This window comes from Atopobacter phocae ATCC BAA-285, assembly GCF_000526675.1.
Lineage (GTDB): Bacteria > Bacillota > Bacilli > Lactobacillales > Aerococcaceae > Atopobacter > Atopobacter phocae.
The window spans coordinates 21,281-37,011 of sequence record NZ_JAGN01000012.1 but is presented as its reverse complement, the minus strand read 5'-3'; the positions used below and the strand labels follow the sequence as shown (position 1 = coordinate 37,011).

Here is a 15,731-nt window from a genome sequence, read left to right as displayed (position 1 = left end):
TCACGCGTCCTGGGTACCTTTAAGCGAAGTGTACCTACCCGCGTGGTAAAGTCTCGTTCATAATAGCCATTTCTTTGGCTCTGACGACTTTCTGCTCGTTCATAGTTATCGGCCTGGATATATTCTGTTCGTTGATTCTCCATCAATTGGTTGAACACTGTTGTCAAAATGCTTTTCGAGGCATCATCTTTTACCGAATGTTCAATAATGCTTTGAACCTCTTCTCTATTCATTGTAAAATGTACTTGGGTCATGTAAAGTCCTCCTAGGTATGTTTTGTGGTAAAAACATTGTACCGTAAAAGGAGCTTTATATGACCTTTTATCTTTTACACAATTATATGGACTTTATCAATCACTTCATAGTTTATTTAAATATAAACTTATCATCTTCCTTATATGATATAGACCGATTTCATAAATTCTTCACAGCTTATTTCTATTTATATTATATCCAAATTTTCAATAAAACGTTTATCAACATGTGTATAACTTTAAAAAAACAATCCAAATGTATGCATGTATTTCGAATTAATAACTTAGTTATACACAATTATATTTTTATAACATAATTTAATTTACTTGGTATTAAAAGGGAAACTGGCATTTTTTATAATTTATATTAAATAATAAAAGTTATTAAAAATTTTATCCACAAAAAAAGTTCTCCACATAAATTTGTGGAGAACTTTTAAATTTTACTTTAATTAAACAAATTAATCCATGTTTGTAAATGGTAATAAGCCCATGATACGAGCACGTTTAATAGCCATTGTTAATGGACGTTGGTGTTTAGCACCTGTACCAGTAACACGACGTGGTAAAATTTTACCTTTTTCAGAAATGAAACGTTTTAATAATTCTACATCTTTATAATCAATATAGTCAATGTGGTTAGCTGTAAAGAAATCTACTTTACGGCGTTTACGTCCACCTTTACGGAATCCAGCCATGAAATCCCTCCTCAATTTTTATTTCGAATTTGTAATTTAAATTTTAAAATGGTAAATCATCATCAGAAATGTCAATTAAGTCACTACCAGCAAATGGATCAGTGAAAGACTGATCACTTTTACTACTTGCTGAAAAATCACTTGATTGGTTATTGTTAAATGAATTATTTGAATCAAAACTATTCGATTGATAATTATTTGGCATATTAGTTGAAGAAGTATCTCCAACAGGTCTTTGTTCAGTAACTGAACGTGACTCTAATAAAGCAAAGTTATCAACGACAACCTCTGTCACATAAACACGCTGTCCTTGTTGATTTTCGTAGTTACGTGTTTGAATACGTCCTTCAACACCAACAAGAGAACCCTTACGTGTAAAGTTCGCAAAATTTTCTGCTGATTTACGCCAAATAACACAGTTAATAAAATCTGCTTCGCGTTGACCATCTTTACTTTGGAAATTACGATTAACTGCTAAAGTAAATGTACCAACAGCAATTGAATTACTTGTAAAACGTAAATCTACTTCACGTGTTAAGCGTCCGATAAGTACGACTCTATTAAGCATCTAACTCACCTTTCTTTGATGATAAGTATCTTTAATTAGGTAATTTAACAATCATATGACGTAAAATGTCATTTGAAAAACTTGCTAAACGGTCAAATTCATTGATTGCATCAGCATTTTCTGCTGTCAATGTAACTAGGTGATAGATTCCTTCACGGAATTTTTTGATTTCGTAAGCTAAACGACGTTTCGCCCAGTCTTTTGACTCAATAATTTCAGCACCTTCATTCGTTAAAATACCATCAAAGCGCTCGATTAATTCTTTCTTAGCAGCTTCTTCAATATTTGGGCGAATGATGTACAAAATTTCGTATTTTGTTGTTTGATTCATTCTTTTTACCTCCTTTTGGACTATTGGCCTACAACTATTAATTGAAGTAGACAAGGAGAGTTCTCAACTTGAGTACTCACATTAAATAAGTTTAACAAATATATTCTAATTAATCAACAGTTTTCGCATTCTATTTAACAATAGAAAGAAAACGCTTTATAAAAAATATATTTTTTATTGTATTAGATGATATATAATGTATGTTTTATCTTTACTTTTTCTACTATTAAATAACCCATATTGCAGTGAATTTCTATTTTTCTATGCTATAATTATTTTTAGAACAAATGAAACAAACTAAACATGCTTAATCGGAATAACGTATGTTTATTTATTTCTTCTATAAATAGTTAAAATTATTACTAGTGTATCGTGATGGTTTGTAAAAGATATTTTTTCAAAACATTTTTCATTATTTATATTTAGTAAAAATTGCAGTAGTCATTATTAACAATAAAATACACCTCCGATATAGTGATATAAACAACTATTTTTAGACAGAATGTATTGATTCGATTGTTCAGTAAAAAACAGATGCATATCTGTAAAACATTTATAAGGAGGTATATATATGGTTGGGATTATCTTAGCAAGTCATGGACAATTTGCTGAAGGTATTAAACAATCTGGTGCAATGATTTTTGGCGAACAAGAAGATGTTGCAGCAGTTACATTAATGCCTAGTGAAGGTCCAGATGATCTAAAAGCCAAATTAGAAGAGGTTGTTGCTTCTTTTAAAAGCCAAGATGAAGTATTATTCTTGGTCGATTTATGGGGCGGTACACCATTTAATCAGGCAAGTAGTTTGATGAATGGTCATGATTCATGGGCAATTGTGACTGGCTTAAACTTACCAATGTTAGTTGAAGCTTATGCGTCACGTTTTTCAATGAATTCAGCACAAGAAATCGCTACTCATTTAATCGATGTGGCAAAAGACGGGGTGAAAGTTCTTCCTGAAACTTTAATGCCAGCAGCTCCAGTAGCAAAAGAAGCTGCTCCACAACAAGTTCAAGGAACAATTGCTCCTGGTACAGTTATTGGAGACGGAAAGATTAAATATGCTTTGGCGCGTATCGATTCCCGTTTATTACACGGACAGGTAGCTACTACTTGGGCAAAAACTTCAAATACAAATCGTATCATCGTTGTTAGCGATGCAGTTGCACATGATGAATTACGTAAAAAATTAATTGAACAAGCGAGCCCTCCTGGAGTGCCTGCAAACGTTATTCCAATTTCAAAAATGATTGAAGTTGCTAAGGATCCACGTTTTGGTGGTACAAATGCTTTACTATTATTCGAGAAACCACAAGATGTCTTAGCTGCTGTAAAAGGCGGAGTAAACTTAAAAGAAGTCAATTTAGGTTCAATGGCTCACTCAGTAGGTAAAGTAGTAGTAAATAACGTGCTTTCAATGGATCAAGATGACGTTGATACATTTAAAGAATTAAAAGATATGGGCATTAAATTTGATGTTCGTAAAGTGCCAAGTGATTCAGATGCCAATATGGATGACATATTAAAGCGTGCTGAAAAAAACTTACATAACAAATAATGACAAAATAATTATTATGTCATTTGCCAATACAATATTAGGAGGGAAATTATGTCACTAGTCTCTATGATTTTAGTTATTTTGATTGCTTTCCTAGCTGGGATGGAAGGAATTCTTGACCAATTCCAATTTCATCAACCATTAATTGCTTGTACACTAATCGGTTTAGTTACAGGTAATTTAGAAGCTGGGATTGTTTTAGGCGGTTCATTACAAATGCTTGCTCTAGGTTGGGCAAACATCGGAGCAGCTGTTGCACCAGATGCTGCTTTGGCATCAGTTGCATCTGCTATTATTCTAGTTTTAGGTGGACAAGGTGTAAAAGGTGTAACATCAGCTATTGCTGTTGCGATACCTTTAGCTATTGCTGGTCTATTCCTAACAATGTTAGTTCGTACATTAGCTGTGCCAATCGTTCATTTAATGGATAACGCTGCTGAAAAGGGTGATATTCGTAAAATTGAGTTATTACATATCTTAGCGGTATGTATGCAAGGTGTTCGTATTGCTATTCCAGCTGCAGCACTTTTATTCATTCCAGCTGAAGTAGTTAAATCTGCCTTAGAATCAATGCCAGCATGGTTAAACCAAGGTATGGCAATTGGTGGAGGAATGGTTGTAGCTGTTGGTTACGCAATGGTTATTAACATGATGGCTTCTAAAGAAGTATGGCCATTCTTTATCTTAGGTTTTGTAATTGCTGCAATTTCAGAATTAACATTAATCGCTTTAGGAGCAATCGGTGTTGCACTTGCTATTCTTTACTTACAATTATCTAAAAAAGGTAGTTCAAGTAACGGAACTAGTGGAACAGGTGACCCATTAGGCGATATTTTGAATGATTATTAAGGAGGAGACACAATGGCTGAAAAAATTGAATTAACTAAAAAAGATCGCTTTGCCGTTGCAATGCGCTCCCAGTTTCTACAAGGTTCATGGAACTATGAACGTATGCAAAACGGTGGTTGGGTTTATTCTATTATTCCTGCAATTAAAAAATTGTATCCAAATAAAGAAGATCAAATTCCAGCACTTAAACGCCACTTAGAATTCTTCAACACTCATCCATACATTGCATCACCTATCATGGGTGTAACATTAGCTCTTGAAGAAGAACGCGCAAATGGCGCACCAGTTGATGATGTTGCAATTCAAGGGGTTAAAATTGGTATGATGGGACCTCTAGCAGGGGTTGGAGATCCTGTTTTCTGGTTCACTGTTCGTCCAATGTTAGGTTCTATTGGTGCATCTTTAGCACTTGGTGGAAATATTTTAGGACCAATTTTCTTCTTTGTTGCTTGGAACATCATTCGTTTTGGTTTCATGTGGTATACACAAGAATTTGGTTATCGTGCAGGTAGCAAAATTACTGAAGATTTATCTGGTGGTTTAATCCAAGATATTACTAAAGGTGCTTCTATTTTAGGTATGTTCGTTCTAGCATCATTAGTTCAACGTTGGGTAAACATTAGCTTTGCACCAGTAGTATCAACAGTTAAACTTGCTGATGGAGCATATATTGAATGGGATAAACTTCCTGCAGGATCAGAAGGTATTCGTGAAGCATTCACACAAGTTAACCAAGGTTTAGCACTTAGTCCATTTAAAGTAACTACTTTACAAAACAACTTAGACCAATTAATCCCAGGATTAGCTGGACTATTACTTACATTCTTATGTATGTGGTTATTGAAGAAAAATGTTTCTCCAATTGCTATCATCATTGGATTGTTCTTTGTTGGTATTGGTGGTCACTTAATCGGATTACTATAATATTCAACTAAACATTATCAAATTGAGGAATTGGAATGTATATTCCAATTCTTCTTTTTAATTAGTCTTAGATATATGAGGGGAAGTCAATATGGTTAAATCTATTAATTCCAAAATCGATTTAGTTGTCGATGCAACAAGCTATATGGGACTAACAGACTACGGGAAAATTATGATAGGCGATCATGGATTCGAATTTTTTCACAACCGTGATCTTCGTAAATTTATCCAAATCCCTTGGGAAGAAGTCGATTTAGTAATAGCAAGTGTTCTATTTAAAGGAAAATGGATTCCTAGATTTGCTATTAAAACAAAACGAAATGGCACATTTACTTTTGCAGCAAAAACACCTAAAAAAGTATTAGGTACAATGAAACAATATATTGATCCTGATCATATTGTTCATTCACTAAGCTTTTTTCAAGTTGTTTGGCAAGGTATACGTTCTATTTTAAAAAGAAACAAATAATAAAAATCCGCTATCCTTGTAACAAAGGATAACGGATTTTTTTATTGTCGAAATAATTAATCATAAATTAAAATTCAACTGTAAAAGCATCATCTGCTTCAATCTCTATTTCAATATTATTTTGATTCTTCAGCACTTTATATAGCACAGCATTTGTCGCTTCCTTATAAGGAGCAACAAATAAGTTAGAAAAACCAAATGATACTAAAGACAACATATTCCACAAAATGAATGATAAATCTAAAACAAAAATATTCCACTTGTGACCCTTAGTTAGTTTAATACTTTGCATAATCGCATCTTTTGATTTCATTCTAGGGTGTTCAGCTAATATATAAGGAACATAACGATATGAATATGCCTTAATTATCCCTGGTATGATGAATAATAAGGACCATAGAAAGATATATATTTTTTTAAGAAGTTGTGTCTTAATAATTGGCATATACTCTTTAGCATTAAATCCTGATAATACTTTACTAACACTAACGTCACCTTTAAATCCATCTAAAAAGAAACGAGATTGTCCTACTTCAACAACAAATCCAATAAAAGTAAAAATAATCATTAATAAGAAAAGAAATAAACTAACTCCGACTACGCCAACTCCTATTAATACTTTCATGAGAGTAGAAGTATTCTCGCTTAACGTGTTATCATCATCTGCTTCCAAATTGTCTGTAGATGAATCATTTGAAAAATCTAAACTATCACCATAATTATCTGACTGATCCACCACTTCGTATTCAGTTCGAGCATCGGAGGTAACTAAATCTCTAAAACTCGCATTAAATCCAATTGTATTAGCAAATCCGCCTGTTAAAATAATTGTGATCAATACTGCAAAAAAAGCTTGCCAATAATTTTTTCGCAAAAACCTTTTTGCTTTATTCTTTAAATCCTTTCTTACCCACATAAACTTCCTTCTTTCATATCTTATTTAAAGCATTATTGTTTATTTCATCACTCGAATAGTTTTTTATGCTTAGCGACAATTATTCTTCATCAAGCAATTCATCTGCAAAATCACTAAGATTTTGTTCTATTTGTTCATTGGACTGTTCTGAAGAATGATTTTCACTAGATTCAACTTGTTCATCTTCTGATAAATTAATTTCATCTATTTCTTCTTCCGGTTCAATGATTGCAACTGCTTGCAGCAATGTATCTTCATCAATACGCATCATCCGCACACCTTGCGCTGCACGACCGATTTGCGATACATCACGTACATGCATCCGAATAACAACACCTTTGCTTGTAATCAACATAGCATCTTCTGAACCATCAACACAGCGTAAAGCGACTAACTTGCCATTTTTCTCTGTTAAATTCAATGCTTTAATTCCTTTACCACCACGACGGTGAACAGAGTATTCCTCTGAAGGTGTTCGTTTACCATATCCTTTATCGGTTACAGTTAATATTTCAGCAGACTCTTCAAAACTATCCATTCCAATAAGATAATCGTCAGATGTTAATCGAATACCTCTCACACCAGCTGCAACTCGTCCCATCGAACGTACATCACTTTCATTAAATGTAGCTGCTTGACCATTGTGAGTTGCTAAGATAATAATATGATTACCATTTGTTAAACGAACTTTTACCAACTCATCATCGTCACGTAAGGTGATTGCTCGAATACCATTTTGACGAATATTTTGGAAATCTTCTAATGGTGTTCGTTTAACCGTTCCGTTGCGTGTCGCAAAGAATAAAAATCCACCTTGCGTTTGATCTAAATCACCAACGTTAATCATTGCTTCAACGGTTTCGTCATTATCAATTGGTAACAGATTGACAAGTGGCAAGCCTTTCGCTGTACGACCATATTCTGGAATTTCGTATGCTTTAATTCGATAAACTTTACCTTTGTTTGTAAAGAAGAGAATATGATCATGAGTCGAACTACTAAAAATATTTTCTATAAAATCGTTATCATGCATAGCCATTCCCAATACACCTCGTCCACCACGACGTTGTGTCTTGAATTCTGACTCTGGTAATCGCTTAATGTAACCATGATGAGTCATTGTCACGACAATTTGCTCTTCTTCAATCAAATCTTCATCTTCTAAATCAAGCACTTCACCAATTAATAACTCTGTGCGACGTTCATCGTTATATTTTGAACGGATTTCTGTTAATTCTTCTTTAATGATTTCATAACGTCTTGCTTCACTAGCTAAAATTTCATTGTATTCTTTAATTAATTCCATTAAATGTGCATGCTCAGCATCAATTTTTTCTCGTTCTAAACCGGTTAATCGAACCATTCGCATATCTAAAATTGCTTGTGCTTGAATATCAGTTAAATGATATTCTGTAATAAAAATTTGTTTCGCTTCATCGCCAGTTTTTGAACTTCTTAAAGTTGATACAATGGCATCAATATGATCTAAAGCGATTTGTAAACCTTCTAATATGTGTGCGCGTGCTTCCGCTTTTCGTTTATCAAATGCCGCACGACGATAAATTACTTTCTCTTGGTGTTCTAAATAATATGTTAAAATTTCTTTCAAACTTAATATTTTCGGCACGCCACCAACAATAGCAAGCATATTAAACCCAAAATTCGTTTGAAGTGGTGTCAATTTATATAAATTATTTACTAATACGTGAGCCGAAACATCTCGACGTACTTCAATAACTATTCGCATACCATTTCGATCAGATTCGTCATTTAAGTAAGTTAGGCCTTCTATTCGCTTATCACGATGTAATTCGGCAATACGAGCCACCAGCTTGGCTTTATTCACCATATATGGTATCTCGGTAATTACAATGCGTTCGCGTCCTGTAGAGAGCGTCTCAATGTCTAATTTAGCACGCATCGTGATTGAGCCTCGTCCAGTTTTATAAGCTTTACGAATGCCCGATTTACCTAAGACAAATCCACCCGTTGGAAAATCTGGACCAGGTAACGCTGTCATAAGTTCTTCAGTTGTAACTTCTGGATTATCCATCATTAAAAAGAGGGCATCAATTACCTCTCCTAAATTATGTGGTGGAATATTTGTTGCCATCCCAACTGCAATACCTGTTGTTCCGTTAACCAATAAATTGGGGAAACGAGCAGGTAATACAACAGGTTCACGTTCACTACCATCGTAGTTATCCATAAAGTCAATTGTATCTTTATTTATGTCTCTTAATAGCTCTAATGAAATTTTGGATAAACGGGACTCGGTATAACGCATCGCCGCTGCACCATCACCATCGATTGAGCCAAAGTTTCCATGACCATCAACAAGTGGATAACGATAACTAAAATCTTGTGACATTCGAACCATCGACTCGTAAATCGCTGAGTCACCATGGGGATGGTATTTCCCCATAACATCTCCGACAATACGAGCAGATTTTTTATGTGGTTTATCTGGTGTAACACCTAATTCATTCATACCGTATAAAATACGGCGATGAACTGGCTTCAAACCATCACGAACATCCGGTAAAGCACGTGACACAATAACACTCATCGAGTATTGTAAAAAAGATGTGCGCATTTCGTGTGACAATTCAACTTGCTCTTTTTGTCCATGATTGTGAAATTCAATTGAATCGCTCATTTATTTCTCCTATCTTTTTTGTTCAAATCATACTGTTTCATTAAATATCTAAATTATCGACATAAACTGCATTAGCTTCAATAAATTCTCGACGTGGTTCCACTCGATCACCCATTAGTATATCTAAGGTTTCATCAGCCATTGCTGCATCTTCCACATGAACTTGAGCTAATACACGTTGATCTGGATCCATCGTTGTTTCCCATAATTGATGAGCATCCATCTCTCCCAACCCTTTGTAACGAGATATTTGTGGACGAGGAGTATCCGATAATTCTTTTAATAACGTTTCTAACTCTTCATCTGTCCCTAAATAATACTCTTGTTTACCTTGTTTCACTTTATAAAGCGGTGGTTGAGCAATATACAAATAGCCTGCTTCAACAATTGGTTTAAAATAACGATAAAATAATGTAATTAAAAGTGTTCTGATATGAGCACCATCAACATCCGCATCCGTCATAATGATAACTTTATGGTAACGTGCTTTTGCTACGTCAAAATCTTTTCCGAATCCTGTACCCATAGCAGTAAATAAAGCACGAATTTCTTCATTTGCTAAAATGCGGTCAATTGTTGCTTTTTCCACATTTAAAATTTTACCACGTATGGGTAAAATCGCTTGAAAATGACGACTACGTCCCGATTTAGCTGAACCACCAGCAGAATCCCCTTCGACGATAAATAGCTCATTAATAGATGGATCATTACTTGAGCAATCAGCTAGTTTACCTGGCAAATTGCTAATTTCTAATCCACTCTTTTTACGAGTCACTTCACGTGCGCGTTTTGCTGCTAAACGTGCTTTAGATGCTAAAATACCTTTATCAACAATTTTACGCGCTACCGTTGGGTTTTCTGCTAAGAATCGATCAAAATGACTACTAAATAGACGGTCAGCTACCGTACGAACTTCAGAATTCCCTAATTTTGTTTTCGTTTGACCTTCAAATTGAGGATCGGGATGTTTTACCGATAGAATCATGGTCAATCCTTCACGAACATCTTCTCCTGTTAAATTAGCGTCATTATCTTTTAAAATATTTTGTTTACGTGCGTAATCATTAATTACACGTGTTAATGCACTGCGAACACCCGACTCATGAGTTCCACCTTCATAAGTGTGAATATTATTTGTATAACTCATTAAGTTTGTCTGATAAGTATTAGTATATTGGAAGGCTACTTCTACGATAATATCGTCTTGCTCACCTTCTAAATAAATCGGTGGATCAAATAAAACTTCTTTCTCTTCGTCTAAATACTCAACGAATGACTGAATACCACCTTCATAGTGATAATGTGCTGTTTTTTCTTCTTCTCGAAGATCCGTTAAACTTAAATTCAATCCTTTATTTAAAAATGCTAATTCACGGACGCGTTCATCCAATGTATTAAAATCAAAAATAACGGTTTCTTTAAAAATTTCCGGATCTGGTAAGAAATCAACACGCGTTCCCGTTAAATCAGTTTCTCCTACAACTTGTAAATCTTCTCCAACCATTCCACGTTTAAAACGTTGACGATAAATTTTACCGTCTTTATACACTTCTACTTGTAACCACGTCGATAACGCATTTACAACAGAAGCACCTACACCGTGTAAACCACCGGAAACTTTATAGCTTCCTCCACCAAACTTACCACCGGCATGTAAAATCGTAAAAACAGTCTCAACTGCAGAACGACCTGTTTTTTCTTGAATATCTACTGGAATACCACGTCCATCATCGATAACCGTGATACTATTATCTGGATTGATAGTTATTTTAATTTCTGTTGCAAATCCTGCTAAAGCTTCATCTATTGAGTTATCGACAATTTCCCATACCAAATGATGAAGTCCCATCGTACTAGTTGAACCAATGTACATTCCTGGACGTTTACGAACCGCCTCAAGTCCTTCTAGAACCTGTATCTGACTAGCATCATACGCTTGTTCTGTTTTTTCATTATTTATTTTATCAGTCATTTAAGTCGACACACCCCGTTTTCAATCTTTCCGTCTGCTATTTCAAAAATCGTTGGATTTTTAACGAACTCTTGTCTAATTCCTGCTAAACTCGTTGTCGTTAAAAATGTTTGTACTTTATTTTCAATTGTTTGTAATAAAAATGTCTGCCGTCCATCATCTAATTCGGATAAAACATCATCAAGTAATAAAAGTGGGTACTCGCCAGTTAATTCATGAGCTAATTCGATTTCAGCCAATTTTAAACTCAGTACAGTACTTCTTTGCTGACCTTGAGAGCCAAAAGTTTGCACATCTTTGCCATTCAATTCACACGAAAAATCCTCGCGATGTGGACCCGTTAATGTCGATTCACGTTCAATTTCCTTAGATTGTTGTTTGGCCATTTCCTTTACTAGTTGTTCTTTTACTTGTTCAATTGTAATCGAATTATCTAGTGGAACGGATGCGTGATATTTTAAAGTTAAGTGCTCCAATTTACCACTGATTTTTTGATGCAATGGCCCAGCAATTTGTTCAAGTGATTGCATAAAATTTTTACGTTCAAAAATTAAATAAGCAGCATGTTCAACAAGTTGCTCAGTTAAAATATCTAATACAATTAAATCGGTTTCATATTTACGGTTCAAATCTTTTAAGTAACGATTTCTTTGTCTTAATACTTTTTTATAGTTCACACTATGTGATAAATACAAAGCATTTAATTGACCAATTTCTCGGTCTAAAAATAAGCGGCGCATTTGAGGTGCGCCTTTAATCAATGCTAAATCTTCTGGTGCAAATAAAATGACATTTAATTGACCAATATAATGACTTAATCGTGATTGGTTTAACCGATTAATACTTACCATTTTCCCTTTGTTTTTTAAATGAACACTTAACTGTAAGTGATTTGTTTTTGAAGAAATAGCACCTTTTAGTAAACTTTCCTTCTCTTGCCACTGAATTAATTCACGATCAACATTTGTTCGATGACTTTTAGTCAAACTAAGTAAGTAAATTGACTCGAGTAAATTTGTTTTCCCTTGTGCATTTTGGCCTACAAATAAATTAATACCCGGACTGAATTCAATTACTAAATCATTATAGTTACGAAACTGTTTTAAAGTCAGTTGATTCAAACGCATGTTTAAACTTCCTGACTTTTATTAGTCATTTCTTCGCGAATTAAGTAAATACCAATGTCTACTAATTCAATTGTATCTCCAGGGTATAACTTTTTACCGCGACGGTTTTCAAATTCACCATTGAGTAAAACCGCATGATCTTTTAAAAACCATTTTGCTTGACCTCCACTGCCAATTACATTGATGTATTTCAATAATTGTTGTAAAGTCATAAATTCTTTATCTAAATAAATGGTTTCAATATCCACTAAATCACCGACTTTCCTCATATAATTTCTCATTATAATTATACTATTTTAAAAGGTAATAAGCAATGTTAGCGAGTATAATGCCTTTATTTCAATTTTTATAATTTTAGGCCAAATATATTAATTAAATAAAAAAACGAAAATAAAGCTTATTAGTGGCTTAAATAAAAAAGTGACTAATGCAATCATGCATTAATCACTTTTAAATGTAACTACAGTATGTTTAAGCTTGGGTGCGAATTGGGGTAATTAAGTGAATAAAACTATTCTCAATTGTTTCTTCTGATTCATTTTCTCTTTCAACAATATAGAATGGACGATCAGCTTCTGTAAAGTTTAATACGACATCAGCACCATTGAAAGTTTTTAGTGCATCTTTAATAAAAGCAGGGTTGAATGAAATAACTAATGGTTCACCTGAAATACTGATAACATCTAATTCTTCTGTTACTTCACCAATTTCTTGTTCACGACTTGAAAAAACAACTTTATTTTCATCAATAGTTAATTGAACGGCATGATCTTCATCATGTTGTGCTAATAATGAAACACGTTCTGCTGCTTGAATCATCATTTGACTATTTAATATTAATTGAGTTTTTGCACCTTTTGGTAATAAACGATCGGTATCTGGGTAATTTCCTTCTAATAAACGTGAATAGATAGAATAACGGCCTGTTTCAAATAAAATGCGATTATCTTTAATTACTATAGAAATATCATCATCATCTTCTACAGTACGTACTAACTCCATCAAACTTTTTGATGGAACGACAACTGAAACTTCTTCAGTTAACTCATTTTCAGGTGTATTTTCTTCTGTTAAACGTAAAATTCGTTGACTTAAACGATGGGCATCGGTTGAAACAGCTTTTAATTGACTAGGACCTAATGTAAATTTTATCCCCGTTAAAATAGGACGTGATTCTTGTTTAAATACAGAAACAATGGTTTGGCCAATAATTTGCTTTAAAGTAAATCCTTTTAAAGTAATGGCTTCATCACTATTCAATTGAGGAAGATAAGGGTAATTTTCTGGATTTAATCCATTAATTGAAAATTGTGCTTGGTCAGAAACAATTGTAGCAACAAAATCATTGTTAGTTGAAAATGTGACTAAATCACCAGGTAATTTTCGAACAATATCATTGAAGAATCGAGCTTTTAGGACAATTTCTCCAGGTGTTTCAATTGTTAATCCTAAACTTGGATCATTTACTTTAAGTACAGCTAATATTGAAAGATTAGAATCACTACCAGTTAATATCAATTCATTAGAAGTAGCTGATAATTTAATTCCTTCTAAAATAGTTAAAGCAGATTTTACAGCAATAGAGCGTTGAACAACATTTAAAACTTGACTTAAAGCAGATTGCTTTATCGTAAATTTCATAGTATTCATCCTTTCGAGTTATATATATATTTTTTAAATAATAAATAGTAATAGTAGTAGGGGCTGTTAGTACTGTGGATAAATTACCTGACCGTAATGATCCCCCGTTTTCATCGTGTATAAAACATGTGGATAATTAAGTTTATAATAGATGAGTTATTAACATGTGGATAACTTATTATCGATTAGTTTTTTAATAACTCGATTAGTTGATCAACATCCTCTTTTAATGGTGAATGAGGCTCTTCAAGTGCAATTTTTATTTTGTCGTATGCATAAATAACAGTTGAATGATCTTTTCCACCAAATTCATCACCTATTTTAGGTAAAGATTGCGTAGTTAACTCACGTGATAAGTACATAGCAACTTGTCGAGGAATAACAATTTCTTTATGACGTTTTTTTCCTTTTAAATCTTGAACAGTGACATGATAGAATTTCGCCACAGCCTCTTGGATGTCTAAAATATTAAGTGGTTTTTGATTTTGTTGTGGAATAAGACTCTTTAGAGCTTCTGCAGCAAGATCAATTGTAATATCTCGATTCATCATTCGAGAGTATGCGCCAATACTAGTTAATGATCCTTCCAATTCACGCACGTTGGAATCAATTTGTCCACTTATATAGTACAAGACGTCATTTGATATCTTAAGGTTCATTGCTTCTGCTTTCTTCGATAGAATAGCAATACGCGTTTCAAAATCTGGCGGGGTAATATCGACAGCTAAACCTGATTTAAAGCGAGAAACAAGTCGTTCTTCGAGATTTTTAATTTCTTCTGGAATACGATCACTTGTTAATACGATTTGTTTTTGATTATTAAAAAGTTCATTAAATGTATGGAAAAATTCTTCTTGAGTACTTTCTTTATCCGCAAAAAATTGGATATCATCGACCATTAAAAGATCGAGATTACGGTATTCATCACGAAATTGATCGGTACTATTGGTACGAATGGATTTAACTAAATCATTAGTAAATGTTTCACTCGTTACATATTTAACACGAGCATTCGGATGATTATTTAAAAGTAAGTTTCCAATCGCCTGCATTAAATGAGTTTTTCCTAAACCAACTCCACCGTAGAAAAATAATGGATTATAAATATTTCCTGTTGTTTCAGCAACTACTAAAGCTGCGGCATGAGCGAATTGATTACCTTTACCGATAATGAAATTTTCAAATGTATAATTTGGATTCAATTTTGGATTAATTTTTATCTCATTGGTCTGAATGGAATGAGATGAATCCATTTTTGCTAGTTTTTCTTTTTTTTCATTTTCTAAAATAATAACAGGCTCAATTTCGTGCCCAATTGTATGATATGAAACTTCAATGACATCTGTTAACAGAGAGTTAATCCAATAGTCTTTGTGAACAGGTGTAGGTACTTCAATATAGAGATAATGGTCAGTTAATTCAACAGCTTGTGCTTTGTCAATCCATGTAGAATAACTAACTTCAGTCAAGCGCTCTTTAAATCGAGATTGAATTTTTTCCCACAGCGCTGCTAATTGAGTCATAATTTCCCCCCCTTAAACATAAATAACAAGATTATTGTAACAAAATTAGAATAACTTTTCCACAAGTGTGAATAAACAAAATAAAGTTACTAACATGCGGTATAAAGTTATTAACAATTTGTGTATAACTAATTTCAATATGTGCATAACTGAAAGTTACTAACAGAATGCTTTGGATAAAAAGATTAAAAATCACCTGTATGACAAGCTTTCATTTTATTATCAACAGTATCCACAAAAAA

General features: G+C 33.5%; 15 protein-coding genes. 4 read left to right on the top strand and 11 right to left on the bottom strand.

The window, feature by feature from the left end; all coding sequences use genetic code 11:
• The 4 genes from L866_RS0103355 to rpsF form a co-directional block, all read right to left on the bottom strand.
• On the bottom strand, positions 1-254 hold a 254-nt coding region (locus L866_RS0103355), incomplete at its 3' end, for an IS256 family transposase (protein ID WP_025729160.1).
• Positions 255-715: 461 nt separating this feature from the next.
• The gene (gene rpsR / locus L866_RS0103350; RefSeq protein WP_025729158.1) at positions 716-952 is read right to left on the bottom strand and encodes a 30S ribosomal protein S18; all 237 of its coding nucleotides are present in this window, start codon (positions 950-952) and stop codon (positions 716-718) included.
• Between the two features lie 43 nt (positions 953-995).
• Positions 996-1,520 carry a single-stranded DNA-binding protein gene (gene ssb, locus L866_RS0103345; protein ID WP_025729156.1) on the bottom strand — a complete coding sequence of 175 codons (525 nt, stop codon included), beginning with the start codon at positions 1,518-1,520 and terminating at the stop codon, positions 996-998.
• A gap of 31 nt (positions 1,521-1,551) precedes the next feature.
• Positions 1,552-1,851, bottom strand: coding sequence for a 30S ribosomal protein S6 (rpsF, locus tag L866_RS0103340; RefSeq protein ID WP_025729154.1), 300 nt, complete (start codon positions 1,849-1,851; stop codon positions 1,552-1,554).
• Positions 1,852-2,422: 571 nt separating this feature from the next.
• On the opposite strand from rpsF, the gene L866_RS0103335 reads away from it, so the two are divergent.
• From L866_RS0103335 to L866_RS0103320, 4 genes are all read left to right on the top strand, one after another.
• Complete coding sequence (locus L866_RS0103335; protein ID WP_025729153.1) at positions 2,423-3,409, top strand: mannose/fructose/sorbose PTS transporter subunit IIA; 987 nt, start codon at positions 2,423-2,425, stop codon at positions 3,407-3,409.
• A 51-nt stretch (positions 3,410-3,460) separates the two neighbouring features.
• Positions 3,461-4,258, top strand: a complete 798-nt coding sequence (locus L866_RS0103330) for a PTS mannose/fructose/sorbose transporter subunit IIC (protein WP_025729151.1) — start codon at positions 3,461-3,463, stop codon at positions 4,256-4,258.
• Positions 4,259-4,270: 12 nt separating this feature from the next.
• Positions 4,271-5,182, top strand: coding sequence for a PTS system mannose/fructose/sorbose family transporter subunit IID (locus L866_RS0103325; protein ID WP_025729149.1), 912 nt, complete (start codon positions 4,271-4,273; stop codon positions 5,180-5,182).
• 91 nt (positions 5,183-5,273) lie between these two features.
• A complete protein-coding gene (locus L866_RS0103320) occupies positions 5,274-5,651 on the top strand; it encodes a DUF956 family protein (RefSeq protein ID WP_025729148.1) in 378 nt (125 codons plus the stop codon).
• Between the two features lie 67 nt (positions 5,652-5,718).
• On the opposite strand, the gene L866_RS09020 is transcribed toward L866_RS0103320, so the two are convergent.
• From L866_RS09020 to dnaA, 7 genes are all read right to left on the bottom strand, one after another.
• Positions 5,719-6,567, bottom strand: a complete 849-nt coding sequence (locus L866_RS09020) for a DUF975 family protein (protein WP_025729146.1) — start codon at positions 6,565-6,567, stop codon at positions 5,719-5,721.
• A gap of 79 nt (positions 6,568-6,646) precedes the next feature.
• Positions 6,647-9,226, bottom strand: coding sequence for a DNA gyrase subunit A (gene gyrA, locus L866_RS0103310; RefSeq protein WP_025729144.1), 2,580 nt, complete (start codon positions 9,224-9,226; stop codon positions 6,647-6,649).
• A gap of 40 nt (positions 9,227-9,266) precedes the next feature.
• Entirely contained in the window at positions 9,267-11,198 is a 1,932-nt protein-coding gene (gene gyrB / locus L866_RS0103305; protein WP_025729142.1) for a DNA topoisomerase (ATP-hydrolyzing) subunit B, read from the bottom strand.
• Positions 11,195-12,325, bottom strand: a complete 1,131-nt coding sequence (gene recF / locus L866_RS0103300) for a DNA replication/repair protein RecF (protein WP_025729141.1) — start codon at positions 12,323-12,325, stop codon at positions 11,195-11,197. Before recF ends, gyrB begins: the two co-directional genes overlap by 4 nt.
• A gap of 2 nt (positions 12,326-12,327) precedes the next feature.
• Positions 12,328-12,594, bottom strand: a complete 267-nt coding sequence (yaaA, locus tag L866_RS0103295; protein ID WP_035446067.1) for a S4 domain-containing protein YaaA — start codon at positions 12,592-12,594, stop codon at positions 12,328-12,330.
• A 202-nt stretch (positions 12,595-12,796) separates the two neighbouring features.
• Complete coding sequence (dnaN, locus tag L866_RS0103290; protein ID WP_025729137.1) at positions 12,797-13,966, bottom strand: DNA polymerase III subunit beta; 1,170 nt, start codon at positions 13,964-13,966, stop codon at positions 12,797-12,799.
• Positions 13,967-14,151: 185 nt separating this feature from the next.
• The gene (gene dnaA, locus L866_RS0103285; RefSeq protein ID WP_025729136.1) at positions 14,152-15,489 is read right to left on the bottom strand and encodes a chromosomal replication initiator protein DnaA; all 1,338 of its coding nucleotides are present in this window, start codon (positions 15,487-15,489) and stop codon (positions 14,152-14,154) included.
• Positions 15,490-15,731: the final 242 nt, after the last annotated feature.